Origin of the sequence: Micromonospora reichwaldensis (assembly GCF_031845925.1) — a bacterium.
Classification (GTDB): Bacteria; Actinomycetota; Actinomycetes; order Mycobacteriales; family Micromonosporaceae; genus Micromonospora; species Micromonospora reichwaldensis.
Genome location: NZ_JAVRFL010000019.1, coordinates 17,615 through 39,760, shown reverse-complemented (window position 1 = coordinate 39,760; position 22,146 = coordinate 17,615). Strand labels below are relative to the sequence as shown.

Sequence of the window (22,146 nt, the reverse complement as noted above, 5' to 3'; positions counted from 1 at the left end):
TACGGTGTTTCGCCTCGGTCAGGCCCCTCGTCGTCCTTCCTGGCGCCCGCACCCCTCCGGGGCCCGCGCCGACGGCGGGCCCCGGAAGGGCTCAGGCGGGCAGCCGCCAGACCTGGTTGGCGCCGCCGAAGCAGTCCCAGATCTGCAGCCGGGTGCCGTCGGCGGAGCTGTTGCCGGTGGCGTCGAGGCACCTGTTGGACGCCGGGTTGCGCAGCGTGCCGTTGGACTGGGCCTGCCAGACCTGCGCGCCGGTGCCGTTGCAGTCCCACAGCTGCACCTTGGCGCCGTTGGCGGTGGAGGCGCTGGTCACGTCGGCGCACTTGCCGAGGGCGCGCAGGGTGCCGTCGGTGCCCACCGTCCAGTTCTGGGCGTTGGTGCCGTTGCAGGCGTAGAGCTGCACGGCGGTGCCGTTGGCGGTGTTCGCGGCGGCCACGTCGACGCACTTGCCGCCGATGCCGGTGATCGGGCCGGTGCGCCCGACGGGCGGCGGGGTGGTGCCGCCGGTGGCGGTGTCGTAGATGGCGCTGACCAGGGAGGTGGACCCGGTGGTGTCCTGGCTCAGTTCCCAGTTCATCATGCCGCCGGCGTTCGCCATGGCCCACTGGGTCTTGCGCTTGACCGTCGGGATGCCGTTGTAGCACTGCTGGGTGCCGTTGACCGTGGTGCAGTCGCGGTTGGCGTTGGCGGGGTCCATGGCGACCAGTGCGGCGTACGTGTGGTAGCCGGGCCGGCTGTAGAACGGCACGCCGAGCACCGCCTTGCGGGCGGGCAGGCCCCGGGACTTCCAGTAGTTGACGGCGTTGATCGACCAGTCGTAGTTGGCGTGCGGGCTGCCGCCGTCGTACGCCATGATGTTGAGCCAGTCCACGTGGCCGAACACGGCCGGCTGCACGCCCTCGGCGTACCAGCCCTCGGAGACGACGGCGGCGGTGAGCAGCTTGCCCCGGCTGTGCAGGGCGCCGGCCAGCTGCTGCATCAGCGCCGTGTAGTTGGTGGCCGAGGCGCCCGGGTCCGGGTACTCCCAGTCCATGTCGACGCCGTCGAGGTCGTACTGGTTGACGAAGTTGACGACGTTGTTGACGAACGTCGTGCGGGTGCCGGCGTTGGCGGCGAGCGCCTCGAAGGCGGAGTCGTCGCCGTTGTTCCAGCCGCCGATCGCGATCGACACCTTGACGTTGCTGGCGTGGCCGCGCGACACCAGCTGGGAGAGCTTGGCGGGGTTCTCCACCGGGCGGAGGCTGCCGTCGCCGTTGGGCAGCACGAACGCGTAGTTGACGTGGGTCAGCTTGGCGTACTGCACCGCGTTGACGTCGCCGGTCCAGGACGGCAGGTAGCCGACGCTGCGGAAGCCGTTGGGCAGCACGGCGGCCTGCGCGGCGGCGGGGGCCAGGGTGAGGGTGGTGGCGGCGGTGGCCAGGGTGAGCAGGCCGGCGGCGAGGGCCGACCTGAGGCGGGAGAGCGATGAGGGCATCGGGGGCCTTCCCGTGGGCGGGTCGTGGCGGCCGTGCCGCCCGCGTCGGCGGCGGGCGCCGGGTGCGGGCGTACGGGTGGGGGACGGGGTGGACATCCTCGAGGCAGCCAAATCCTAAGGATTGTTAACTGTCACGTCAACGATAATCTTCGATGGATACGGGCGCCGCCCGACCTCGGGTGGGCTGGGGCCCGGCCCCGAACGACCGTTAAGCTGAGCGCGTGGGATCCGACGAGCTGTATCCGCCAGGGCGGCTGGACGATGCCCGGCGCGCCACCGCCGCCGCGGGCCTGGACGCGCTACTGCTGACCCCGGGCTCCGACCTGCGCTACCTGACCGGCTACGACGCCCACGAGGGGGAGCGGCTCACCTGCCTGGTGCTGCCCGCGCAGGGCGAGCCGACGCTGATCGTGCCCACCCTGGAGCGGCCGGCCGCCGAGGCGTCCCCCGCGCCGGCCACCGGCGTACGCATCGTCGACCACGCCGACGGCACCGACCCGTACCCGCTGCTCGTCGCCGCCCTCGGCGGACCGGTGGCGACGGTCGGCCTGGCCGACCGGATGTGGGCCGAGCAGGTCCTGGCCCTGCGCGCGGCGCTGCCCGGCGCCACCCAGCGGCTGGCCTCCGAGGTGCTGCGCGAGATACGCCTGCGCAAGTCCCCGGCCGAGGTCGCCGCGCTGGCCGAGGCGGGCGCGGCGATCGACGCCGTGCACGCGCGCATGGGGGAGTGGCTGCGGCCGGGGCGCACCGAGGCGGAGGTGGGCGCCGACATCGCCGCGGCGATCCGGGCCACCGGCCATGTGAGCGTGGACTTCGTGATCGTCGCCGCCGGCCCGAACGCCGCCAGCCCGCACCACGACACCTCCGACCGCCCGATCGGCGCCGGCGAGCCGGTCGTCGTGGACATCGGCGGGACGATGCCGTCGGGCTACCGCTCCGACTGCACCCGCACCTACGTCGCGGGCGCCCCGGCGCCGGCCGAGTTCGTCGACTACTACGCGGTGCTGCACGCCGCCCAGCGGGCCGCGGTGGCCGCGGTCCGCCCCGGGATCACCGCCGGGGACGTCGACGCGGCGGCCCGGGAGCCGATCGCGGCCGCCGGGTTCGGCGCGGCGTTCCTGCACCGCACCGGCCACGGCATCGGCCTGGACGGCCACGAGGAGCCCTACGTGGTGGCCGGCAACGCCCGCCCCCTGGAACCGGGGATGGCGTTCTCCGTCGAACCGGGCATCTATCTGGCGGGCCGCCACGGCGCCCGCATCGAGGACATCGTCGTCTGCGCCACGGACGGCGTGCAACGGCTCAACACCACCCCCACGGAGCTCATCGCGCTATGACTGTCGACCGGATCCTCCCCACCGACGAGGCCCACGACCTGCTCGACCTCGCCACCGAACTCGCCGACCGGGAGCTCGCGCCGCGGGCCGCCGGGTTCGAGGAGCGCGCGGAGTTCCCCCGCGAGGTGCTGCGCACCCTCGGGCGGGCCGGCCTGCTCGGCCTGCCCTACGCCGAGGAGCACGGCGGCGCCGCCCAGCCCTACGAGGTCTACCTCCAGGTGCTGGAGATCCTGGCCAGCCGCTGGCTGGCGGTCGCCGAGGCGGTCAGCGTGCACACGCTGTCCTGCTACCCCCTGGCGCAGTTCGGCACGAACGAGCAGCGCAAGCTGCTGCCCGACATGATCGGCGGGGAACTGCTCGGGGCGTACTGCCTGTCGGAGCCGCAGGGCGGGTCGGACGCCGCCGCGCTGACCACGAAGGCCGTGCGCGACGGCGACGACTACGTGGTCGACGGCACCAAGGCGTGGATCACGCACGCGCAGGTGGCGGACTTCTACAACATCTTCTGCCGCACCGGCGGGCCCGGCCCGAAGGGCATCTCCTGCCTGCTGGCCGACCGCGCCACGCCCGGCATCGCGCCGCAGGCGGCCGAGCGCACGATGGGGCTGCGCGCCTCCCCGGTGGCGCAGATCGCCTTCGACTCGGCCCGGGTGCCGGCGGAGCGGCTGATCGGCGGGGAGGGGGCGGGCTTCACCATCGCCATGTCCGCCCTCGACTCGGGTCGGCTCGGCATCGCCGCCTGCGCGGTCGGGCTGGCCCAGGCGGCGCTGGACTACGCGGTCGGCTACGCCCGGGAGCGCCAGCAGTTCGGCAAGGCGATCATCGACTTCCAGGGGCTGGGGTTCACGCTCGCCGACCTGGCCACCCAGATCTCCGCGGCCCGGGCGTTGACGCTGGCCGCGGCCCGGCTGCGCGACGCCGGCCGGCCGTACTCGATCGAGGCGGCGAAGGCGAAGCTCTTCGCCACCGACGTGGCGATGCGGGTGACCACCGACGCGGTGCAGGTGCTCGGCGGGGCCGGCTACGTGGCCGACCACCCGGTGGAGCGCTACATGCGCGAGGCCAAGGTGCTCCAGATCGTCGAGGGCACCAACCAGATCCAGCGGCTGGTCATCTCCCGGGCGCTGGCGAAGGGCTGACGGGCGTCGCCCCGCCGGCGCCGCGTCGCGCCGGCGGGCCGCCTCGTCGCCGCGACGCGGTTTACCCGGTAGGTTGCACGCCGTGGAGGAGATCGACCGCGCCATCATCGCCGCGCTGACCGCTGACGGTCGGCTGTCGTACACCGATCTGGCGGAGCGGGTGGGCCTGTCGGTCTCCGCCGTGCACCAGCGGGTGCGCCGCCTGGAGCAGCGCGGCGTGATCAAGGGGTACGCCGCCCGGGTCTCCTTCGAGGCCCTGGACCTGCCGCTGACCGCGTTCGTGGCGATCCGGCCCTTCGACCCGTCGCAGCCCGACGACGCGCCGGAGCGGCTGGCCCACCTGCCCGAGATCGACTCGTGCTACTCGGTGGCGGGGGAGGACTTCTACCTCCTGCTGGTGCGGGTGGCCAGCCCGGCCGACCTGGAGCGGCTGCTCCAGGAGATCCGGACGGCGGCGAACGTGACCACCCGTACGACGGTGGTGCTGTCGACGCCGTACGAGAACCGGTCGCCGAAGATCAGTGCCGAGCCCCAGCTTCGGGTGCGCTCGCGGGGGTCGGGGGAACCGGCTGGTTCCAGCGCAGGATGACCCGCCGGCCGTGCTCGTGGCCGAGCACGCTGACCGTGGCGGTGTCCAGGCGCAGCAGCCCGCCGGCCGACGGGGGCAGGCCGACCCAGCGGGCGCCGAGCACGCGCAGGCTGTGGGCGTGCCCGACGAGGGCGACGGTGCCCCGGTCGAGCAGCGGATGGATCCGGGCGAGCACCCGGTCGAGGCGTTCGCCGACCTGGTTCGGGGACTCCCCGCCGGGGCAGCCGTCGGCCCAGATGGACCAGTTCGGGTGGTCGTCGCGGATGTCGGCGGTGGTGCGCCCCTCGTACTCCCCGTAGTTCCACTCGGCCAGGTCGTCGAGCGTGCCGGTGACCGTGAGGCCGGCGAGGCGCGCGGTGTGCCGCGCCCGGGCGCGGGGGCTGGTCAGGACCGCAGCGCAGCGGCGGCCGGTGAGGAAGCGGCCGACGGCGCGGGCCTGCCGCTCGCCGTCGGGGGTGAGCTGGAGGTCGGTGTACGAGGTGTGCCGGCGGCTGGCGCTCCAGGTGGTCTCGCCGTGCCGGATCAGCAGAAGCTCTCCCATCAGCCCAGTCAACCAGACGGCCCCTCTCCACCGTTCACCTAGTGTCCTAGGACGCCCTAGCGGGTGTGGCACCCGCCACGACGACACCGCAGGGTTTCTGACGGCGCCATGAGGGCACCCGACCAGACGAGGGCCGGGGGAGGCCCGGCCTGTGCGGAGGAGGCGACATGGGCTTCACCGGCAAGGCGAAGAACAAGGTCCAACAGGTGGCGGGTGCGGCCAGGAAGCGACTCGGCGGCGCCACGCACAACGAGCGGATGCGCGGCGAGGGGGCCACGCAGCAGAGCGACGCGCGTGCCCGACAGGCCGGCGAGCACCTCACGGACGCCGGCCGGGACGTGAAGGACGCGTTCACCAGGTGACCCGGGTGCGGCGGCGGTCCCCGGCGGGTGTGCCGGGGACCGCCGGCCGTTCTGGCCCGGCTGCGGCTTCGCGCGGCAGGAACGGCCGAGAATCAGGGCTTCGATCTATGTGCCCGGCCCACGGCCCGCCTGGTGGCTACCGATGGCGGGGGCGGGCCCGGCTGGAGGGCTTACCGCATGACCGGTCCGTTGACCGGGGTCGTGCGGTGGCCGAGGCCGGGCCAGAACCGTCCGGTCCGGGCGGCGTATGCGAGGTAGGTGGCGCCGTGGGTGCGGATGAGGTAGGGATCCTCGACCGCGCCGACCTGCACCTGTACCGACGCGACGAAGACCGCGGTCGATCCGGCGGGGCCGGCATCCAGCCGCAGCCCGGTGTCGCCGGTAACCCGCCGCTGCGCCAGGGTGCGACACCCGAACGCCAGCACCAGGCCCAGCAGATCAAAGGGCGAGTGCAAGGCCGGCCGTCACGGCGAACCCCCGTCAGCGCAGCAACTGTCCACGCACCCGTCCGTGCTGCCTGGCGCCGGCCCGGCCGGGGGGAGCCCGGGTGTGCAGCAGGCGTCACCGCGCCACGCTTCGCGACCTTCCTTGACCGCCACCACGGCGATGACCAGCGCGGCGACCGGGTCGGCCCAGGACCAGCCGAACAGGCTGTTCAGACCCAGGCCCACGAGGAGGACGGCGGACAGGTAGGTGCACAGCAGGGTCTGCTTGGAGTCCGCGACCGCCGACCGCGAACCGAGTTCCCGGCCGGCGCGGCGCTGCGCGTACGACAGGCCCGGCATGATCGCCAACGACAGTGCCGCCAGCACGAGACCGATAGTGGAGTGCTCGGCGTCGGCGCCGCCGACCAGGGCCCGCACCGACTCCACCGCCACATAGGCGGCGAGAGCGAAGAACGAGACCGCGATGATCCGCAGCGTCGCCTTCTCCCGAGCTTGCGGATCGCGACCGGCGAACTGCCACGCCACCGCGGCTGCCGACGATACCTCGATCACCGAGTCCAAGCCGAAGCCGATCAGGGCGGTCGACGATGCGATCGTGCCGGCGGTGATCGCGACGACCGCTTCGGTGACGTTGTAGGTGATCGTCGCGGCGACCAGCAGCCGCACCCGGCGGGCGAGCACCGCGCGGCGCGCCGGCGACGGTTCCGCCGGTGTCAGGTCGATGAGGGGGAGGGCCATCAGCAGCAGCCCTTTTCGCCGGAATCCGGACACGCGGCCGGGTCGACCGTCAGCACGAGGCCGAGCAGGTCTGCGAGGGCGTGCGCCAGCCGGGCGTCGGCCAGCTCGTACCGGGTGCGGCGGCCCTGGGGTACGGCAACCACCAGGCCGCAGCCGCGCAGACACGACAGGTGGTTCGACAGGTTCTGCCGGGTCGTGCCCAGCAGTTCGGCCAACTCCGCCGGGTATCCCGGTCCGTCGCGTAGCGCCAGCAGCAGCCGCGCCCGTGTCGGGTCGGACAGGGCATGACCGAAGCGGGCTAGCACCTGCCCGTGTGTCAACGTCTCCACATCAGCGATAGTACATTCGGCGATGTACTAAGCGGGGGTGGGGTGAGCCTCACCCACGCAGCATGGCGTTCCTAAGGTAAAGCGTGCGCTGTGTCCTCGCGGTCGCTCGACCTAGGAGCGGCGGCGCCGTCGTGGGCCGGAGACGCGTCACCCCCGGGCCGGTGGTCGGCTCCGGGGGTGACGGTGTCGCGGCTGGTCAGTCGTTGCGGTGCTCGGCCCACCACTGCTGCCCGGACTCGGGCAGGGTGTCGATCGGGTCGTAGTAGGCGTGGCGCTTGTTGAGCGCTTCGGCGTCGGCGGACTCGATGGAGGTGCGGTAGTTCTTCGTCCAGTACGAGATGCCGCGGTCGCGGTCGTACTCGGTGAGCATGTGCACCCAGCGCTTGCCGACGAAGGGGACGTCGCAGACGATGCGCGGGGTGGCGTAGCCGGGCAGGTAGCCCATGATGTCGTGCTGGAGCTGCTGGGCGTGCCACACCGGGACCCGCCAGTGCTCGGCGTTGGGGATCATGTCGCACATGTAGAAGTAGTACGGCAGGATGCCCGCCTCGCCCTGGAGGGCGAAGCAGAGGTCGAGCAGGTCGGGGGCGGTGGCGTTGACGCCGCGCATGAGCACGCCCTGGTTGCGGACGTCACGTACGCCGACGTCGAGGGCGGTCTGGGCGGCCCTGGCGACCAGCGGGGTGAGCGACTGGGCGTGGTTGACGTGGGTGTGGATGGCGAGGTTGACGCCGCGGCGGGCGGCGGTGCGGGCGACCCGTTCGAGGCCCTCGACGACGTCGGGCTGGAGCCAGTGCTGGGGCAGGCCCATGAGGGCCTTGGTGGCGAGCCGGATGTCGCGGATGGTCTCGATCTCCAGCAGCCGCATCAGGTAGGACTCGAGGTTCTTCCACGGGACGTTGGCCACGTCGCCGCCGGAGACGACGACGTCACGGACGCCGGGGTGGGCCTTGAGGTAGCCGATGTGGGCGTCGTAGCGGTCGACGGGCTTGAGGGTGAGCTTGAGCTTGTCGACAGCGGGGGTGGAGTTGCCGACGAGGTCCATGCGGGTGCAGTGCCCGCAGTACTGGGGGCAGGTGGAGAGCAGCTCGGCGAGGACCTTGGTGGGGTAGCGGTGGGTGAGGCCCTCGGCGACCCACATGTCGTGTTCGTGCAGGGAGTCGCGGCTGGCGTACGGGTGGGAGGGCCAGTCGGTGCGCCGGTCGGAGGCGACGGGGATCATGTAGCGCCGGATGGGGTCGGCGAGGAACGCCTCGGTGGTCATCGGCGCGAACGGGACCATGGTGTTGACCATCTGCGGCGGCACCAGCATGGACATGGTGGCCAGGGCCTTCTGGTCGGCCTCGAGGTCGGCGTAGAAGGTCTCGTCGACGGTGTCGCCGAGGACGGTGCGCAGCTGCTTGATGTTCTTGACGCAGTTGACGCGCTGCCACTGTGCGTTCTCCCACTGGTCGCGGGTGACATGGCGCCAGCCGGGGAAGCGGGTCCAGTCGGGTTCGACGAGGGGCGCGCGGCGGTATTCGTAGGGCTGTCCGGCGGTGGGGACCGCGACCGGCGCGGGGTGGGGCGCAGGCGGGGTCTCTACCGGTTGGGTCTGGGTCACGGCCCCTCCTCGATGTGGTGCGGTTGATCAGCGAACCCGAAGGCTACTGGAAAATATTCGGTGAAGAAATTAGTCTGCCGTAAGTTTTCCCGCTACGCGAGTCCTGGTCGGGGCTTCGAGCGGCGTGACAGGGGAGGTCGGCGTGACGTCACCGGTGGGTCTGCACCGCGTTGTCGAACCGGCGGGGGTGCTGCCGCAGGCCGCGTGGCGGCTGGACGCGAGTCCGGAGATCGCGCCGAATGAGGTGCGGATCCGGGTGGAGCGGTTGAACCTGGACGCGGCGAGCTTCCGGCAGCTGTGGGAGAAGCACGGCGGGGACGGCGACGCGGTCCGCGCCGAGGTGCTTCAGATCGTGTCGACGCGCGGCAAGATGCAGAACCCGGTGACGGGCTCGGGCGGGATGCTGATCGGCACCGTGGAGGAGGCGGGGCGGCGGTCCCCGCTGGGGCTGCGGGCGGGGCAGCGGGTGGCGACCCTGGTGTCGCTGACGCTGACGCCGCTGACGATCCTCGACGGGCTGGCCCGCTGGGACGGGCGCAGCGAGCAGGTGCCGTGCGACGGGTACGCGATCCTGTTCGCCCGGTCGATCGCGGCGGTGCTGCCGGTGGATCTCGATCCGCAGCTGTCCCTGGCGGTGCTGGACGTGTGCGGGGCGCCGGCGCTGACGGCGCGGGTGGTGTCGCGGTACGTGGCGGAGCGGGAGCGGGCGGAGGATCCGACGCCGGTGCGGGTGGCGGTGATCGGTGGCGCGGGCAAGAGCGGCTCGCTGTCTCTGGCCGCGGCGCGGCGGGCGGGCGCCGCCCGTACGGTCGGGGTGGTGCCGGTCGTGGCGGAGCGTGACGCGCTGGCGGCGGTGGGTCTGGCGGACGTGGTGGCGTTGGCCGACGCCCGGGACCCGGTGGCGTTGTCGTCGGCGGTGACGACGGCGTTGGGGGCGCCGGCGGACGTGACGGTGGTCTGCGTGGACGTGCCGGGGTGTGAGCACGGGGCGGTGCTGGCGACGGAGGACGGCGGCACGGTGGTGTTCTTCTCGATGGCGACGAGTTTCGCGGCGGCGGCGTTGGGGGCGGAGGGCCTGGCGGCGGACGTGACGATGCTGGTCGGCAACGGGTACGTGCCGGGGCACGCGGAGTTCGCGTTGGGTCTGTTGCGCTCGGAGTCGGGGGTGCGGGCGTTGTTCGAGGCGCGTCTGGCGGCAGACTGATGGTCATGACGAACCCCTCGACTCTGTACCGCGGCGGGACGCTGCACTGCCCGGCCGATCCGAGCGCGACGGCTCTGCTGGTCACCGATGGCCGGATCTCCTGGTTGGGGGTGGAGGCGGACGCGCCGGTCGCCGAGCGGGTGGTGGATCTGGATGGGGCGTTGGTGACGCCGGCGTTCGTGGACGCGCACGTGCACGCCACGGACACGGGGTTGGCGTTGTCGGGGCTGGATCTGTCGGGGGTGCGTTCGGCGGGGGAGTTGCTGGACGCGGTGGCGGGGTTCGCGGCGGGGTTGCCGTCGGACGCGGTGGTGCTGGGGCACGGCTGGGACGAGTCGAGTTGGCCGGTGCCGCGGTTGCCGGACGCGGCGATGTTGGACCGGGCTGCCGGGGGGCGGCGGTTGTACCTGTCGCAGGCGTCGATCCATTCGGCGTTGGTGTCGGCGGCGTTGCTGGCGGCGTGTCCGCAGGTGGTGTCGGCGGCGGGGTACGACGCGTCGGGGTGGTTGCGGCGGGATGCGCACCACGTGGTGCGGGCGGCGGCGTTCGCGTCGGTGACGCGGGTGCAGCGGGTGGCGGCGCAGCGGGCGGCGTTGGCGCACGCGGCGTCGCTGGGTATCGCGGCGGTGCACGAGTGCGGCGGGCCGGAGATCTCCGGCGAGGAGGACTTCACGGGTCTGTTGGCGTTGTCGGGTGACGGCGTGGCGGAGGTGTACGGGTACTGGGGTGAGCTGCTGGGGGCGGCGCGGGCCCGGGAGTTGGGTGCGGTGGGGGCGGGGGGTGATCTGTTCGCCGACGGGGCGTTGGGGTCGCGTACGGCGCACGTGTCGCGTGACTACCTGGACGGTGAGGGGGGTTGCGGGCACGGTTACCTGAGCGCGGAGCAGGTGCGCGAGCATCTGTTGGACTGCGCGGCGCACGGTGTGCAGGGTGGGTTCCATGCGATCGGTGACGCGGCGATCTCGACGGTGCTGGAGGGCTTCGCGGGGGCGGCGGAGAAGTTGGGCACGGACCGGGTGCGGGCGGGTCGGCACCGCATCGAGCACGCGGAGATCATGAACAAGCGGTTGATCGCCGGGTTCGTGGAGTACGGGATCGTGGCGAGCATGCAGCCGGCGTTCGACCGGTTGTGGGGTGGCGCGGGTCGGATGTACGAGTCGCGGCTGGGCCTGGAGCGGTCGTTGGAGTCGAATCCGATGGGTGCGATGCACGGTGTCGGGGTGGCGTTGGCGTTCGGGTCGGATTCGCCGGTGACGCCGCTGGATCCGTGGGGTTCGGTGCGGGCGGCGGTGTGGCACCACAGTCCGACACAGCGGATGAGTGTGCGGTCGGCGTTCGCGGCGCACACCCGGGGCGGGTGGCGTGCGGTGCGGCTGGACAACGAGGGTGTGCTGGCGTTGGGGGCACCGGCGACGTTCGCGGTGTGGTCGACGCCGGCGGGGGTGGACCGGGGGTTGCCGGTGTTGTTGGCCGCGGACCCGGAGGCGCGTGGTCCGCAGGACCCGACGCCGCTGCCGGTGTGTCGGCGCACGGTGTTGCGCGGTGACGTGATCTACGAGGAAGGGTCTTCGTGAGCGAGCGAACCATCGGTACGGCGTGTGGCGCCGTCGCGGGGCAGGGTCGGGTGACGGTGTGACGGGCAAGCTTGACCTGGATCCGCGGCTGGTGGCGCGGGCGCGGGAGTTGGCGCGTCGGGCCGGGCAGCCGGTGGTGGATCTGGCGCGCAGCCACACGACGGTGTCGGTGGAGCGTGCGGTGTTGCGGCTGGCCGGGGTGGCCGGCGCGGATCCGGACGGTATTCCGTGGGTGAACCGGCTCGTGGACGCGGTGGTCGCGGACGTGGGGTTGGGGCACGGGGTGGCGTTGCCGGTGTTCGACGCGCTCGCCCGGGAGCAGCTCGGTGACGTGACGTTGCTGGCGCAGAAGGCGGCGGCGGGGTCGGTGCGGTTCGAGGTGCCGACGGGGAAGGCGGCCACGGCGGCGCGGAAGGCGGCGCGGCGGGCGGTGGGTGCGGGGATCCGGGCGATCGACCGGCGGCGCGCGGAGCGCGACCGGCTGGTGAAGCGGTTCGGGGATCCGGCGCAGCGGCCGTGGATCTATCTGATTGTGGCGACGGGCGACATCTATGAGGACATTCCGCAGGCGCAGGCGGCGGCGCGGGCGGGTGCGGACGTGATCGCGGTGATCCGGTCGACGGGGCAGTCGTTGCTGGACTACGTGCCGGAGGGGGCGACGCGGGAGGGTTTCGCGGGCACGTACGCGACGCAGGAGAACTTCCGGTTGATGCGGGCGGCGTTGGACGAGTCGTCGCGGGAGTTGGGCCGCTACGTGCGGTTGACGAACTACGCGTCGGGTCTGTGCATGCCGGAGATGGCGACGCTCGCGGGCCTGGAGCGGCTGGACATGATGTTGAACGATTCGATGTACGGGATCCTGTTCCGGGACATCAATCCGATCCGCACGTTCGTGGACCAGCGGTTCTCGCGTCAGGTGCACGCGCGGGCGGGGATCATCATCAACACCGGTGAGGACAACTACCTGACCACGGCGGATGCGGTGGACGAGGCGCACACGGTGACGGTGTCGCAGCTGCTCAACGAGTTCTTCGCGCACGAGGCGGGGTTGGCGGACTGGCAGTTGGGCCTGGGGCACGCGTTCGAGATCAACCCGGACGTGCCGGAGTCGTTGCGGTTGGAGTTGGCGCACGCGTTGCTGGCGCGGGAGTTGTTCCCGGATGCGCCGTTGAAGTGGATGCCGCCGACGAAGCACATGACGGGTGACGTGTTCCGGGGCAATCTGCTGGACGGGTTCTTCAACCTGGTGGGCACGATGACCGGTCAGGGGATCCTGCTGGTGGGGATGATGACGGAGGCGGTGGTGACGCCGTGGTTGTCGGACCGGGACATCGCCCTGCAGAACGTGCGGTATGTGCTGGGTGCGGCCGGTGGGTTGCACGAGGACTTCGTGCCGGCGTCGGGCGGGTTCATCCAGCAGCGGGCGAACCGGGTGCTGGGTGAGGCGGTCGACCTGCTGGAGCGTATCGGTGAGCAGTCGCTGTTGACGGCGATCGCCGAGGGCACGTTCGGGATCATGAAGCGGCCGGCGGACCGGGGCAAGGGGCTGGCGGGGGTGGCCGCGCACGAGGCCGGCTACTTCAATCCGGCCACGGAGATCCTGGAGGCGCCGGTGGCGGGTGGAGAGGTGGCACGGGCGTGAGCGCCGTCGAGGCCGGCGGGGACGCCGGGAAGAAGATCGTCCGGCCGTACGGGGACACCACGGGCGACGGCATGGTGCAGGTGTCGTTCACGTTGCCGGTGCCGCACGACAAGCGGGCCGAGGGCGCGGCGGTGCAGTTGGCGAACAAGATGGGCATCGATCCGGCGATGCTGGTGCACGCCAAGCCGATGAGTGACGGGTTCACGTTCTTCGTGGTGTACGGGCGGGTGAACCATCTGGTGGACCTGTCGGCGGTGCAGGTGGTGGAGCGTGACTTCCCGCTGCTGAGCGCCAAGGAGGTCAACGCGGTGGTGAAGCGGCGGTTGCGGCGCAAGTTGTCGGTGGTGGGGGCGTGCATCGGCACGGACGCGCACACGGTCGGCATCGACGCGATCCTCAACGTCAAGGGCATCGCGGGGGAGAAGGGCCTGGAGTACTACCGGGAGTTGAAGGTCACGAACCTGGGTGCGCAGGTGAGCGTGCCGGAGTTGGTGGAGGCGGCGCGGGTGGAGCGCGCGGACGCGGTGCTGGTGTCGCAGGTGGTGACGCAGCGCGACGCGCATCTGCACAACACACGGGAGATGTCGGCGGCGTTCCGGGAGGCGATGCCGGCGGGGCGCCGGCCGTTGCTGATCGTGGGTGGGCCGCGTTTCGACGAGTCGATGGCCGGCGAGTTGGGCGTGGACCGGATCTTCGGCCGGGGTACCACCCCGGGTGAGGTGGCGAGTTTCCTGGTGCACGCGTTGGTCACGGAGAAGAAGGCGAAGGCATGAGTGATTCCCGGGTGGGTCTGACGGTCGTGCACCGGCGGTACGTGCCGTATTCGCACGCCCACTACGCCGGCAACCTGGTCGACGGAGCGTACGCGTTGGGGTTGTTCGGGGACGTGGCCACGGAGGTGTGTATCCGCACCGACGGTGACGAGGGGTTGTTCGCGTCGTACTCGGACGTGCAGTTCCGGGCGGCGATGCGGGCGGGTGACGTGTTGGAGGTGACGGCGACGGTGACCCGGGTGGGTACGCGTAGCCGCACCATCGACTTCGAGGCACGCGTGGTGTGCCGGGGGCGCCCGGATCGGGGTGAGTCGGCGGCGGAGGTGCTCGACGAGCCGATCGTGGCGGTCACGGCGACCGGCACGGTGGTCGTGCCGCCGGTGGCGTGAGGTACGCGGTCTGCGCCGACGTCGGGTCCACGTACACGAAGGTGGCGGTGGTGGACCTGGACGCGGGCGCGTTGGTGGCGGGGGCGTCGGCGCCGACGACGGTGGGCACGGACGTGCTGCACGGCCTGGACGCGGCGGTGGCGGCGGCCACCGCCGGCCTGCCGGCGGGTCAGGCGCCGTGGTACGTGTGTTCGTCGGCCGGTGGTGGGTTGCGGTTGGCGGTGATCGGCTACGAGCGGCTGGTGACCGCGCAGGCGGGCCGGCGGGTGGGTCTGTCGGCGGGCGCGAACGTGGTGCACGTGGCGGCGGGTCGGCTCGGTGCGGCGGACCTGGCGGGGTTGCGGGCGGCCCGCCCGGACGTGGTGCTGCTGGTGGGTGGCACCGACGGTGGTGACGCCGAGACGTTGACGCACAACGCGACGCGGCTGGCGAGGGCCCGCTGGCGGGTGCCGGTGGTGTTGGCCGGCAACGTCGACGTCCGCGACGACCTGCACGCCGTGCTGGCGTCGGCGGGGGTGCCGGTGACGGTGGCCGACAACGTGCTGCCGCGCATCGGGGTGCTGGCGCCGGTGTCGGCGCGCGCGGCGATCCGGGAGGTGTTCCTGCGGCACGTGATCGGCGGGAAGCGGCTGTCGCGGGGGTCGCGGTTCGCGCGGCTGGTGCGGGCGGCCACCCCCGACGCGGTGCTGACCGGCGTGGAGGTGCTGGCCGACACCCTGGGTGGTGATCTGGTGGTGGTGGACGTGGGTGGCGCCACCACGGACGTGTATTCGGTGCTCACGCCGGACGAGCGGGCCACCGGGCCGGGGCGGGAGGTGGCGGGGTCGCTGTGGCGGGCCCGTACCGTCGAGGGGGACCTGGGCATGCGGTGGAGCGCGCCGGGGGTGGTGCGGGCGGCCGTCGAGGAGCGGCTGCTGACCGACGCGCAGGGCGACGACCTGGCGGCGGGGGCGGCGGTGCGCGCGGCTGATCCGGGGTTCCTGCCGGTGGGGGACGCGGAGCGTGCGGTGGACGCCCGGATCGCGGCCCTGGCGGCGACGGTGGCGTTGCGTCGGCACGCCCGGGGGGCGGCCACGGGTGAGCGGGCCGGGCGGGACCTGCGTGACGTGCGGCTGCTGGTGGGTTCCGGTGGGGTGCTGCGGCATGCCGCGCCGGCGGACGCGGCGGGTGTGTTGGGTGCGGTGCTGGCCGATCATGCCGGTGGGTGGCCGTTGCCGCGTGCGGCGCGGCCGGTCGTCGACGTCGACTACGTGCTGGCCGCCGGTGGGCTGCTGGCCGACGAGCATCCGGCGGCGGCGGGGGCGTTGCTGCGCCGGCACCTCGCGACGGATTGAGACTCGCCGACGCGACACGCCGTGGTGCATCACACGACAGGCCCGGGTGGGTTGACAGCGGCGGGGGTCCACGCCGTACCGTCTTTGAGTCCTACTACGGGAAGCGGCTGTTGTTCGCTTCGTCCCTTCGTCCGCTGGCCGAGCGACATGTGAGCAGTGCGTCGCGGCGGCCAGGTCCAGCGGGCGGGGGTCGGCGGGGCGGCGCGAACCGGCCGCGGTTACCGGTGTACGGGCAGGGTGAGGTGCACGGCCAGTAGACAACGGCCAGGCGGGGGCAGCCAGTCCGCGTCGGGTCGGTCCGAAGGTCGGCGCAGCTCATTCTCGCCCCACCGGCCGGGAAGGGCCTGGGAGCATCGGGGCGCGGCGTGAGCCGCGCCCCGATTTGTGTCGGCGGCCCCCTGCGGGGGAGGAATCGCCCGTACGCGCCGCGACGGGGTGTCGGGTGCGGCGCCGGGCGGGGCGGGAACGCGTGGGCGGGTAGCCTTCGGCCCGTGATCGTGGGCAACGTGCCGGCGCCGGCCGGGGACAGCAGCCAGCCGGGCGCCGTGGGGGCGGGGAAGTCCGGGGTGGCGCGGCGTGCGCTGCCGCTGCGGGTGGCCGTGCCGATGGCGGTGCTCGCCGGGTTGGCGTTGCTGGCGGCGTTCCCGCCGTACGGGCTGTGGCCGCTCGCGCCGCTGGGCGTGGCGTTGCTGGCCGCGGCGACGCACGGGCGTCGGGTACGCGCCGGCGCCGGGCTGGGTCTCCTGACCGGGGTGGCGTTGTTCGCGCCTCTGCTGAGCTGGACGAACCTGCACACCGGCTACCTGCCGTGGGCGTTGCTGTCGCTGTTGCAGGCCGGCTACCTGGCGCTGCTGGGCGCGGCGGGCGCGTACGTGTCGCCGCTGGTCGAGCGGGTGCGGTGGAGTTGGCCGCTGGTGACCGGCGTGTTGTGGGTGGGGCAGGAGGCGCTGCGTGACCGCACCCCGTTCGGCGGGTTCCCGTGGGGGCGCCTGGCGTTCAGCCAGGACGACTCGCCGCTGCTGCGGCTGGCCGCGTGGGGTGGCGCGCCGCTGGTGACGTTCGCGGTGGCGTTGACGGGCGGGCTGCTGGTCGCGGCGCTGTGGCGGCCGTGGGGCGGCCCGCAGCGCTGGTGGGTGCCGGTGGCCGGGTTGGCCGCCGCGTCGGTCGCGGTGCCCGTCGTGGGGCTGCTGGTGCCGGTGTCGGGCGTGGGGGGCGGCGCCGCGGTCACGGTGGCGATCGTGCAGGGCAACGTGCCGCGGCTCGGGCTGGACTTCAACGCCCAGCGGCAGGCGGTGCTGAACAACCACGTCGACGCCACGATCGAGCTGGCCGGGCAGGTGTCCGCGGGCGTGCGGCCCCGCCCCGACCTGGTGGTGTGGCCGGAGAACTCCAGCGACATCGACCCGCTGCGCGACACCGACGCCGGGGCGCGCATCTCGCAGGCCGCCGACGCGGTCGGCGCCCCGATCCTGGTCGGTGCGGTGCTGCGTGGCCCCGGGGAGGGGCAGGTGCGCAACGCGGGGATCCTGTGGCGGCCCGGCAGCGGCCCGGACCTGGAGCAGCTGTACACGAAGCGGCACCCGGTGCCGTTCGCCGAGTACGTGCCGATGCGTGATCTCGCCCGGATGGTCAGCAAGCAGGTCGACCGGGTCCGCGCCGACTTCGTGCCGGGCAGCGAGCCGGGGGTGCTGCGCACCGGGGCGGCGGTGCTCGGCGACGTGATCTGCTTCGAGGTCGCCTACGACGAGGTGGTGCGCGACACCGTCGTCGGCGGCGCGCAGCTGCTGGTGGTGCAGACCAACAACGCCACGTTCGACGTGGCCGAGGCGCGCCAGCAGTTGGCGATGGTGCGGCTGCGGGCGGTCGAGCACGGCCGGCCGGCGTTGATGGCCTCCACGGTCGGGGTGTCCGGGTTCGTTGCCCCGGACGGGCGGGTAAGCGACGCCACCGGGTTCAACACCCGAGCGGTCGTGGTGCGGCAGCTGCGGCTGGACGACGGGCGCACCCTGGCCACCCGGGTCGGGTTGTGGCCGGAGGTGGCGCTGGCCACCCTGGCCGTGGCGGCCCTGGTCGGCGCGGGCGTGCTGCGCCGCCGGCCGCGCGCCGGGTGACACCAGCCGGTACGCCGGCGAAGGGGGAGCGACGGTGGGCGAGACGACCGGCACCCGGACGGACACCGGTCATCCGGGGGTGGGTCGGGTGCTCGTGGTGATCCCGACCTACAACGAGGCCGACAACGTGGCGCGGATCGTGGCGCGGGTGCGGCGCGCCGCGCCGGCGGTGGACATCCTGGTCGCCGACGACGACAGCCCCGACGGCACCGGTGCGCTCGCCGACGCCCTGGCCGGCGCCGACCGTCGGGTGCACGTGCTGCACCGCGAGGGCAAGCAGGGCCTCGGCGCGGCCTACCTGGCGGGGTTCGCGTGGGCCCGCGAGCGTGGCTTCGACGCGGTGGTGGAGATGGACGCCGACGGTTCGCACGCCCCGGAGGACCTGCCCGCGTTGCTGTCCGCCGCCCGCGACGCCGACGTGGTGATCGGTTCCCGGTGGACCGCCGGGGCGCGGGTGGTGAACTGGCCGCTGCGGCGGCTGCTGTTGTCGCGCTGCGGCAACCTGTACGCGCGGCTGGTGCTGGGCATGCCGCTGTCCGACGCCACCGGCGGCTACCGGGTGTACCGGCTGGCGGCCCTGGACGCATTCGACCTGGCGTCGGTCTGTTCGCAGGGGTACTCGTTCCAGGTGGAGTTGTCCCGGCTGGCGCACCGGTCCGGGGCGCGCATCGTGGAGGTGCCGATCACGTTCGCCGAGCGGGAGCGCGGCAGCAGCAAGATGAGCCCGCTGATCGTGGCGGAGGCGTTGTGGCGGATCACGGCGTGGGGGGTGCAGGACCGGCGGCTGGCGGTGCGGCGGGGCCTGCACGGCACCCCCACCGGTCAGGTGCGGTGGCCCTGAGCGGCGGCGTGTCATGCTGGATGGGGCGCTGGCGCCCGCGCGGGGTGGCCCCGCCGCAGGCGCCGCTGATGGCGGATGGGGTGAGATGCGCCGAGGACTGAGGTTTGTGCCGTTGGCCCTGTTGGCGGCGACGCTGCTGGAGCTGGCGGTGTTCGTCGTGGTGGGGCGGGCGATCGGGTTCGGCTCGGCGCTGCTGGTGGTGTTCGCGGTGTCGCTGCTGGGGCTGGTGCTGCTGCGTCGGGAGGGGATGCGCGCCTGGCGTGGCTTCAAGGCGTCCGCGCAGGCGGGTCAGCCGCCGGGCCGGCAGGTCACCGACGGTCTCGTGGGGCTGCTCGGGGCGTTGCTGCTGGCGATGCCGGGCCTGCTCAGTGGCCTGGTGGGGGTGTCGTTGCTGGTGCCGCCGGTGCGTCGGCTGGCCCGCAACGGGGTGCAGCGGGCCGCGGAGCGGCGGGTGTCGTCGATGGTCGCCGGTGACCTGTTCGGGCCGCGCCGGGTGCGGGTGCGCCGGGGCGCGCCGCAGCAGCCGGTTGCTGAGCCCACCGTCGTCGACGCAGGCCGCGCCATCGAGGGGGAGATCGTCGAGCCCGGCCGGAGCTGACGCGCACACGACGGCGCCCCGGGAGCGATGCTCCCGGGGCGCCGTGTCGTCGACGTGCGGCTCAGGCGCGGCCGCGGCGGGTGCGGACCTCCTGCAACCGCTCGGCGAGGATGTCCTCCAGCTCGGCGATGGAACGCCGCTCCAGCAGCATGTCCCAGTGGGTGCGCGGCGGCTTGGCCTTCTTCTGCTCCGGCTCGTTGCCGTCGACCAGCCGGGCCACGCTGCCGTCGAACTTGCACTCCCAGGTCGTGGGGACCTCGGCGTCGACGGCGAACGGAACCTCGAACTGGTGGCCCTTGGCGCAGAGGTACTCGCGGGTCTGACGCGGCGCGAGCTCCGTGTTGCGGTCGGATTCGTAGCTGACCGCGCCCAGACGGCTGCCACGCAGCATACGCTCGCCCATGATCGACTTCCCCTCGTTCGTGGTGCTGGTCTTCTCGGTGTAACGGTCCGTTCCCGCCGGGCCATTCCCGCCCGGACACCGGGCGAGCCTGCACAAGGGTAGCCGGCCACGCCAGCCGCCCGGCGGGGTCGCCCCGGGCCGGGTCGGGCGGGTGGAGGGTTTCCGCTGTGCCACCGGCGATGGTAGCCGCCCCGAAGCGGCGCAGGTCGCGGCGGCCGGTGACGCGCCGGCCGGCTCAGGTCGCCGGGGTCGGTGGCAGCGGCAGCGGCAGGCCCGGCAGCCCGTCGATGCTGCTTGCCACGTGGTCCTTGCCGGCGAAGTAGTCGCTCAGCGACGCGTCGTCCTCCCGGGCGAACCGCCGGCCGTGCAGGTCCCGGTCGGCGTCGTAGGACATGAATGGCACCGCGTAGCCGCAGGTGTCGCGGATCAGTTCGGCGCGCACGACGATGATGGCCCGCAGGCCGTGGACGCTGGTGTCGATGTCCGGGAAGTGGCCCATCAGCTCCGCCCAGCGGGGATCGTCACGAAACACCGGCTCGCCGCGCCCGTGCACCCGCACGATGTTCGGCGGCCCGTCGAACGCGCACCACATGAGCGTGATCCGCCCGTTCTCCCGCAGGTGCGCGATCGTCTCGGCGTTGCTGCCGGCGAAGTCCAGGTAGGCCACGGTGTGCGCGTCGACGACCGCCCACGAGCCACGCAGCCCCTTCGGGGACAGGTTGATGGTGCCGTCGCCCGACAGCGGTGCCGTGGCGGTGAAGAACAGCGGCTGGTCCTCGATGAAACTGCGCAGCCGGCCCTCGATGCGCTCGTATGTCTTTCCCACCCCGGCATCATGGCCCGGCGGCGGGCCGCCCCGCTGCCCCGGGGTCCGCGGGTGTGGTGCTCAGGGCGCGTCCGTGGCGACGCGTACGCGGTCGCTGTCGCAGAGCAACGACGCCAACGCCGCACCCTCCTCGGTCACGGCGGCGCGTTCTGCCCGGGAGAGGCGGCGCAGCGGGGCGACGGTCACGGTGTCGGCTGCGACGCTCCAGGTGGCGGCGACCCGGCCGTCGACCAGGACGACGCGCTCGCCGGCGACCGACAGGTTGCGGTGGGCGTCGTCGACGATGCGGCTGCGGTCGTCGTAGCCGAGCAGCGCGTTGTCGAACGCCGGCAGGAACCGCACCGGCGCGGGCGTGTCGGCGTCGGGGCGCGGCGCGTCGGGCAGGTCCCACAGCCGCCGCCCGCGCTCGTCGCGCAGGACGACCAGCTCGTCGCGGATCGCGGTCACCGCCGCCGGCAGGCCGGCGAGGCCGGACCAGGCGCGCAGGTCGGCCGTCGAGGCCGGACCGAAGGCGGCCAGGTAGCGCCGCATGAGCGCCTCGCCGACCGGGTCGCGCCCGGGCGGGGCCGGCGGGTCGATCTCGCGGCCCAGCCAGGAGGAGAGCGGCACGTTGCGTACGCCCGCCGTCGTGCGCCACAGCCCGCGCGGCGGCAGCTGCACCACCGCGACGAGGGCGAGCAGCATCTCGCCCAGCGCCCTCGGTCCCGGTGCCGGCCACCGGTCGGCCAGCTCCCGCGCGAGCCCGGTCATCGAGCGGGGCTCGCCGTCGGCCAGCACCGCCCGGCCCGCCGTGGCGAGCTCGTCGAGGTCCACGCCGGCGAGTTCGCGGCGGTAGACCCCGAGTACGCGCTGGCGCAGCATGCCGTCGTGGCGGGCCCGCCACGCCAGCGCGTCGTCGGCGGTGACGAGGTGCACGGTGCGGCGCATGAGGTGCATCCGCACCACGCGCCGGCCGGTCAGCAGGTCCGACAGCGCCGCCGGGTCGAACCCGCGTACCCGGGACCAGAGCCCGACGAACGGCTCCTGTGGCTCCTGCGCCTGCAGGCCGCACAGGTGCGCGACGGCGTCGAGGACCGGAAGGTCGGCGCGGTCGAGCAGCAACTGCCGGGCCAGCGTGGCGCGGTTGAGCGCCCGGATGTCGAGAACGGTCATGGGTGCACGTCTTCCCTGCGGATCGGCGGGGCGGGGTCAGGCGGGTCCCGGTCAGGTGGCCGGGACCCGCCGGGCGCTCAGGTGGCCCGCTGCCCGTCGAGGCTCTCGCGCAGGATGTCGGCGTGCCCGGCGTGCTGGGCGGTCTCGGCGATGACGTGCATCAGCACCCCCCGTACGCTGAGCACCGCCGTCACGTCGTGCCACGGCGCCGGCGGCAGCGGGTGCGTCGTCGACAGGTCGGCGACGGCGGCGACGGTCTCCTCGGTGCGGGCGGCGACCTGCGCGTAGTGGTCGAGGATCCCGTCCAGGGTGTCGCCGGGCAGCATCCGGAAGCCGGCCTCGTGCGCGACGAGCCACTGCGGCACCTCGCGGGCCGTGCCGGCCGTGATGTCGGCCCAGGTGACCCCCTCGGGCAGGGCGAAGGACATGGCCGAGGGGCCTTCGACCACGAAGCGCAGCCACGACTGCTCCATGGCCGCGACGTGCTTGACCAGCCCGCCCAGGCACAGCGTGCTGGCCGTCGGGCGCTGGCCGAGCTGCTCGTCGGTGAGGCCGCGGACGGTGCCGGTCAGGGCGGATCGGGCGGTCGAGAGCGCGGCGAGCAGGTCGGCCCGCTCGGGGTCGAGGGTCGACGGGGGCGTGGCGGTGGCGGTGTCGGTCACGGCGTTCTGGTCCTTCGTGTCGTCATCGGTGGGCACGGGGACCACGTTCGCAGCCGAAGCGGACAGGATGTGTCCGCTTCTG

At 73.3% G+C, this 22,146-nt stretch carries 22 protein-coding genes and 1 pseudogene; 13 read left to right on the top strand and 10 right to left on the bottom strand.

Annotated elements, in window-relative coordinates; genetic code table 11:
• Nucleotides 1-91: 91 nt before the first annotated feature.
• A complete protein-coding gene (locus RM555_RS17340) occupies nucleotides 92-1,471 on the bottom strand; it encodes a glycosyl hydrolase family 18 protein (RefSeq protein ID WP_311412734.1) in 1,380 nt (459 codons plus the stop codon).
• Between the two features lie 221 nt (nucleotides 1,472-1,692).
• Here RM555_RS17340 and RM555_RS17335 point away from each other — a divergent pair, with 221 nt between their 5' ends.
• The 3 genes from RM555_RS17335 to RM555_RS17325 all read left to right on the top strand — a co-directional run bounded on the left by RM555_RS17335 (nucleotide 1,693) and on the right by RM555_RS17325 (nucleotide 4,536).
• On the top strand, nucleotides 1,693-2,808 hold the full coding sequence (locus tag RM555_RS17335; protein WP_311412733.1) for a M24 family metallopeptidase: 1,116 nt from the start codon (nucleotides 1,693-1,695) through the stop codon (nucleotides 2,806-2,808).
• Nucleotides 2,805-3,947, top strand: a complete 1,143-nt coding sequence (locus tag RM555_RS17330; RefSeq protein ID WP_311412732.1) for an acyl-CoA dehydrogenase family protein — start codon at nucleotides 2,805-2,807, stop codon at nucleotides 3,945-3,947. The genes RM555_RS17335 and RM555_RS17330 overlap by 4 nt, the downstream gene beginning before the upstream one ends.
• Before the next feature lie 82 nt (nucleotides 3,948-4,029).
• The gene (locus tag RM555_RS17325; protein ID WP_151456848.1) at nucleotides 4,030-4,536 is read left to right on the top strand and encodes an Lrp/AsnC family transcriptional regulator; all 507 of its coding nucleotides are present in this window, start codon (nucleotides 4,030-4,032) and stop codon (nucleotides 4,534-4,536) included.
• On the opposite strand, the gene RM555_RS17320 is transcribed toward RM555_RS17325, so the two are convergent.
• Complete coding sequence (locus RM555_RS17320) at nucleotides 4,466-5,077, bottom strand: histidine phosphatase family protein (RefSeq protein ID WP_311412731.1); 612 nt, start codon at nucleotides 5,075-5,077, stop codon at nucleotides 4,466-4,468. The two genes, RM555_RS17325 and RM555_RS17320, sit on opposite strands and share 71 nt — an antisense overlap.
• 167 nt (nucleotides 5,078-5,244) lie before the next feature.
• Between RM555_RS17320 and RM555_RS17315 the strand changes: the two genes are divergently transcribed.
• Nucleotides 5,245-5,439 (top strand): CsbD family protein, encoded by a 195-nt coding sequence (locus RM555_RS17315; protein WP_311412730.1) that lies wholly within the window; start codon nucleotides 5,245-5,247, stop codon nucleotides 5,437-5,439.
• Nucleotides 5,440-5,609: 170 nt separating this feature from the next.
• Here RM555_RS17315 and RM555_RS17310 read toward each other — a convergent pair whose 3' ends face one another.
• From RM555_RS17310 to RM555_RS17295, 4 genes are all read right to left on the bottom strand, one after another.
• Nucleotides 5,610-5,864: a hypothetical protein gene (locus tag RM555_RS17310; RefSeq protein WP_311412729.1), complete on the bottom strand. Its 255-nt coding sequence runs from the start codon at nucleotides 5,862-5,864 to the stop codon at nucleotides 5,610-5,612.
• Nucleotides 5,865-5,903: 39 nt separating this feature from the next.
• The gene (locus RM555_RS17305; protein WP_311412728.1) at nucleotides 5,904-6,623 is read right to left on the bottom strand and encodes a cation transporter; all 720 of its coding nucleotides are present in this window, start codon (nucleotides 6,621-6,623) and stop codon (nucleotides 5,904-5,906) included.
• A complete protein-coding gene (locus RM555_RS17300; RefSeq protein WP_311412727.1) occupies nucleotides 6,623-6,952 on the bottom strand; it encodes an ArsR/SmtB family transcription factor in 330 nt (109 codons plus the stop codon). The genes RM555_RS17305 and RM555_RS17300 overlap by 1 nt, the downstream gene beginning before the upstream one ends.
• A 196-nt stretch (nucleotides 6,953-7,148) precedes the next feature.
• Nucleotides 7,149-8,555, bottom strand: a complete 1,407-nt coding sequence (locus tag RM555_RS17295) for a KamA family radical SAM protein (protein WP_311412726.1) — start codon at nucleotides 8,553-8,555, stop codon at nucleotides 7,149-7,151.
• Between the two features lie 142 nt (nucleotides 8,556-8,697).
• Between RM555_RS17295 and kdd the strand changes: the two genes are divergently transcribed.
• From kdd to RM555_RS17250, 9 genes and pseudogenes are all read left to right on the top strand, one after another.
• Nucleotides 8,698-9,759: an L-erythro-3,5-diaminohexanoate dehydrogenase gene (gene kdd / locus RM555_RS17290; protein ID WP_449560146.1), complete on the top strand. Its 1,062-nt coding sequence runs from the start codon at nucleotides 8,698-8,700 to the stop codon at nucleotides 9,757-9,759.
• A gap of 5 nt (nucleotides 9,760-9,764) precedes the next feature.
• Nucleotides 9,765-11,333, top strand: a complete 1,569-nt coding sequence (locus RM555_RS17285) for an amidohydrolase (RefSeq protein ID WP_311412725.1) — start codon at nucleotides 9,765-9,767, stop codon at nucleotides 11,331-11,333.
• 58 nt (nucleotides 11,334-11,391) lie between these two features.
• Entirely contained in the window at nucleotides 11,392-12,975 is a 1,584-nt protein-coding gene (gene kamD, locus RM555_RS17280; protein ID WP_311412724.1) for a lysine 5,6-aminomutase subunit alpha, read from the top strand.
• Nucleotides 12,972-13,748: a lysine 5,6-aminomutase subunit beta gene (kamE, locus tag RM555_RS17275; protein WP_132237542.1), complete on the top strand. Its 777-nt coding sequence runs from the start codon at nucleotides 12,972-12,974 to the stop codon at nucleotides 13,746-13,748. The genes kamD and kamE overlap by 4 nt, the downstream gene beginning before the upstream one ends.
• Nucleotides 13,745-14,137 carry a 3-aminobutyryl-CoA ammonia lyase gene (kal, locus tag RM555_RS17270; RefSeq protein ID WP_311412723.1) on the top strand — a complete coding sequence of 131 codons (393 nt, stop codon included), beginning with the start codon at nucleotides 13,745-13,747 and terminating at the stop codon, nucleotides 14,135-14,137. The genes kamE and kal overlap by 4 nt, the downstream gene beginning before the upstream one ends.
• Entirely contained in the window at nucleotides 14,134-15,471 is a 1,338-nt protein-coding gene (locus RM555_RS17265; RefSeq protein WP_311412722.1) for a glutamate mutase L, read from the top strand. Before kal ends, RM555_RS17265 begins: the two co-directional genes overlap by 4 nt.
• A gap of 605 nt (nucleotides 15,472-16,076) precedes the next feature.
• Nucleotides 16,077-17,608, top strand: a pseudogene (gene lnt, locus RM555_RS17260) (apolipoprotein N-acyltransferase); the annotation flags it as partial.
• A gap of 8 nt (nucleotides 17,609-17,616) precedes the next feature.
• Entirely contained in the window at nucleotides 17,617-18,423 is an 807-nt protein-coding gene (locus tag RM555_RS17255) for a polyprenol monophosphomannose synthase (RefSeq protein ID WP_311412720.1), read from the top strand.
• A gap of 85 nt (nucleotides 18,424-18,508) precedes the next feature.
• Nucleotides 18,509-19,021, top strand: coding sequence for an FxsA family protein (locus RM555_RS17250; protein WP_311412719.1), 513 nt, complete (start codon nucleotides 18,509-18,511; stop codon nucleotides 19,019-19,021).
• Nucleotides 19,022-19,082: 61 nt separating this feature from the next.
• Here RM555_RS17250 and RM555_RS17245 read toward each other — a convergent pair whose 3' ends face one another.
• The 4 genes from RM555_RS17245 to RM555_RS17230 all read right to left on the bottom strand — a co-directional run bounded on the left by RM555_RS17245 (nucleotide 19,083) and on the right by RM555_RS17230 (nucleotide 22,100).
• A complete protein-coding gene (locus RM555_RS17245; protein WP_007460094.1) occupies nucleotides 19,083-19,424 on the bottom strand; it encodes an RNA polymerase-binding protein RbpA in 342 nt (113 codons plus the stop codon).
• Nucleotides 19,425-19,659: 235 nt separating this feature from the next.
• Entirely contained in the window at nucleotides 19,660-20,250 is a 591-nt protein-coding gene (locus RM555_RS17240; RefSeq protein ID WP_311412718.1) for a pyridoxamine 5'-phosphate oxidase family protein, read from the bottom strand.
• A 60-nt stretch (nucleotides 20,251-20,310) separates the two neighbouring features.
• Nucleotides 20,311-21,402 (bottom strand): winged helix DNA-binding domain-containing protein, encoded by a 1,092-nt coding sequence (locus tag RM555_RS17235; protein WP_311412717.1) that lies wholly within the window; start codon nucleotides 21,400-21,402, stop codon nucleotides 20,311-20,313.
• 77 nt (nucleotides 21,403-21,479) lie between these two features.
• A complete protein-coding gene (locus RM555_RS17230) occupies nucleotides 21,480-22,100 on the bottom strand; it encodes a DinB family protein (protein WP_311412716.1) in 621 nt (206 codons plus the stop codon).
• Nucleotides 22,101-22,146: the final 46 nt, after the last annotated feature.

Bases quoted from the DNA above. Each gene is read 5' to 3' on its own strand.
- RM555_RS17340 (WP_311412734.1), bottom strand. From the start codon at position 1,471: ATGCCCTCATCGCTCTCCCGCCTCAGGTCGGCCCTCGCCGCCGGCCTG.
- RM555_RS17330 (WP_311412732.1), top strand. From the start codon at position 2,805: ATGACTGTCGACCGGATCCTCCCCACCGACGAGGCCCACGACCTGCTC.
- RM555_RS17320 (WP_311412731.1), bottom strand. From the start codon at position 5,077: ATGGGAGAGCTTCTGCTGATCCGGCACGGCGAGACCACCTGGAGCGCC.
- RM555_RS17315 (WP_311412730.1), top strand. From the start codon at position 5,245: ATGGGCTTCACCGGCAAGGCGAAGAACAAGGTCCAACAGGTGGCGGGT.
- RM555_RS17305 (WP_311412728.1), bottom strand. From the start codon at position 6,623: ATGGCCCTCCCCCTCATCGACCTGACACCGGCGGAACCGTCGCCGGCG.
- RM555_RS17285 (WP_311412725.1), top strand. From the start codon at position 9,765: ATGACGAACCCCTCGACTCTGTACCGCGGCGGGACGCTGCACTGCCCG.
- kal (WP_311412723.1), top strand. From the start codon at position 13,745: ATGAGTGATTCCCGGGTGGGTCTGACGGTCGTGCACCGGCGGTACGTG.
- RM555_RS17250 (WP_311412719.1), top strand. From the start codon at position 18,509: ATGCGCCGAGGACTGAGGTTTGTGCCGTTGGCCCTGTTGGCGGCGACG.
- RM555_RS17245 (WP_007460094.1), bottom strand. From the start codon at position 19,424: ATGGGCGAGCGTATGCTGCGTGGCAGCCGTCTGGGCGCGGTCAGCTAC.
- RM555_RS17235 (WP_311412717.1), bottom strand. From the start codon at position 21,402: ATGACCGTTCTCGACATCCGGGCGCTCAACCGCGCCACGCTGGCCCGG.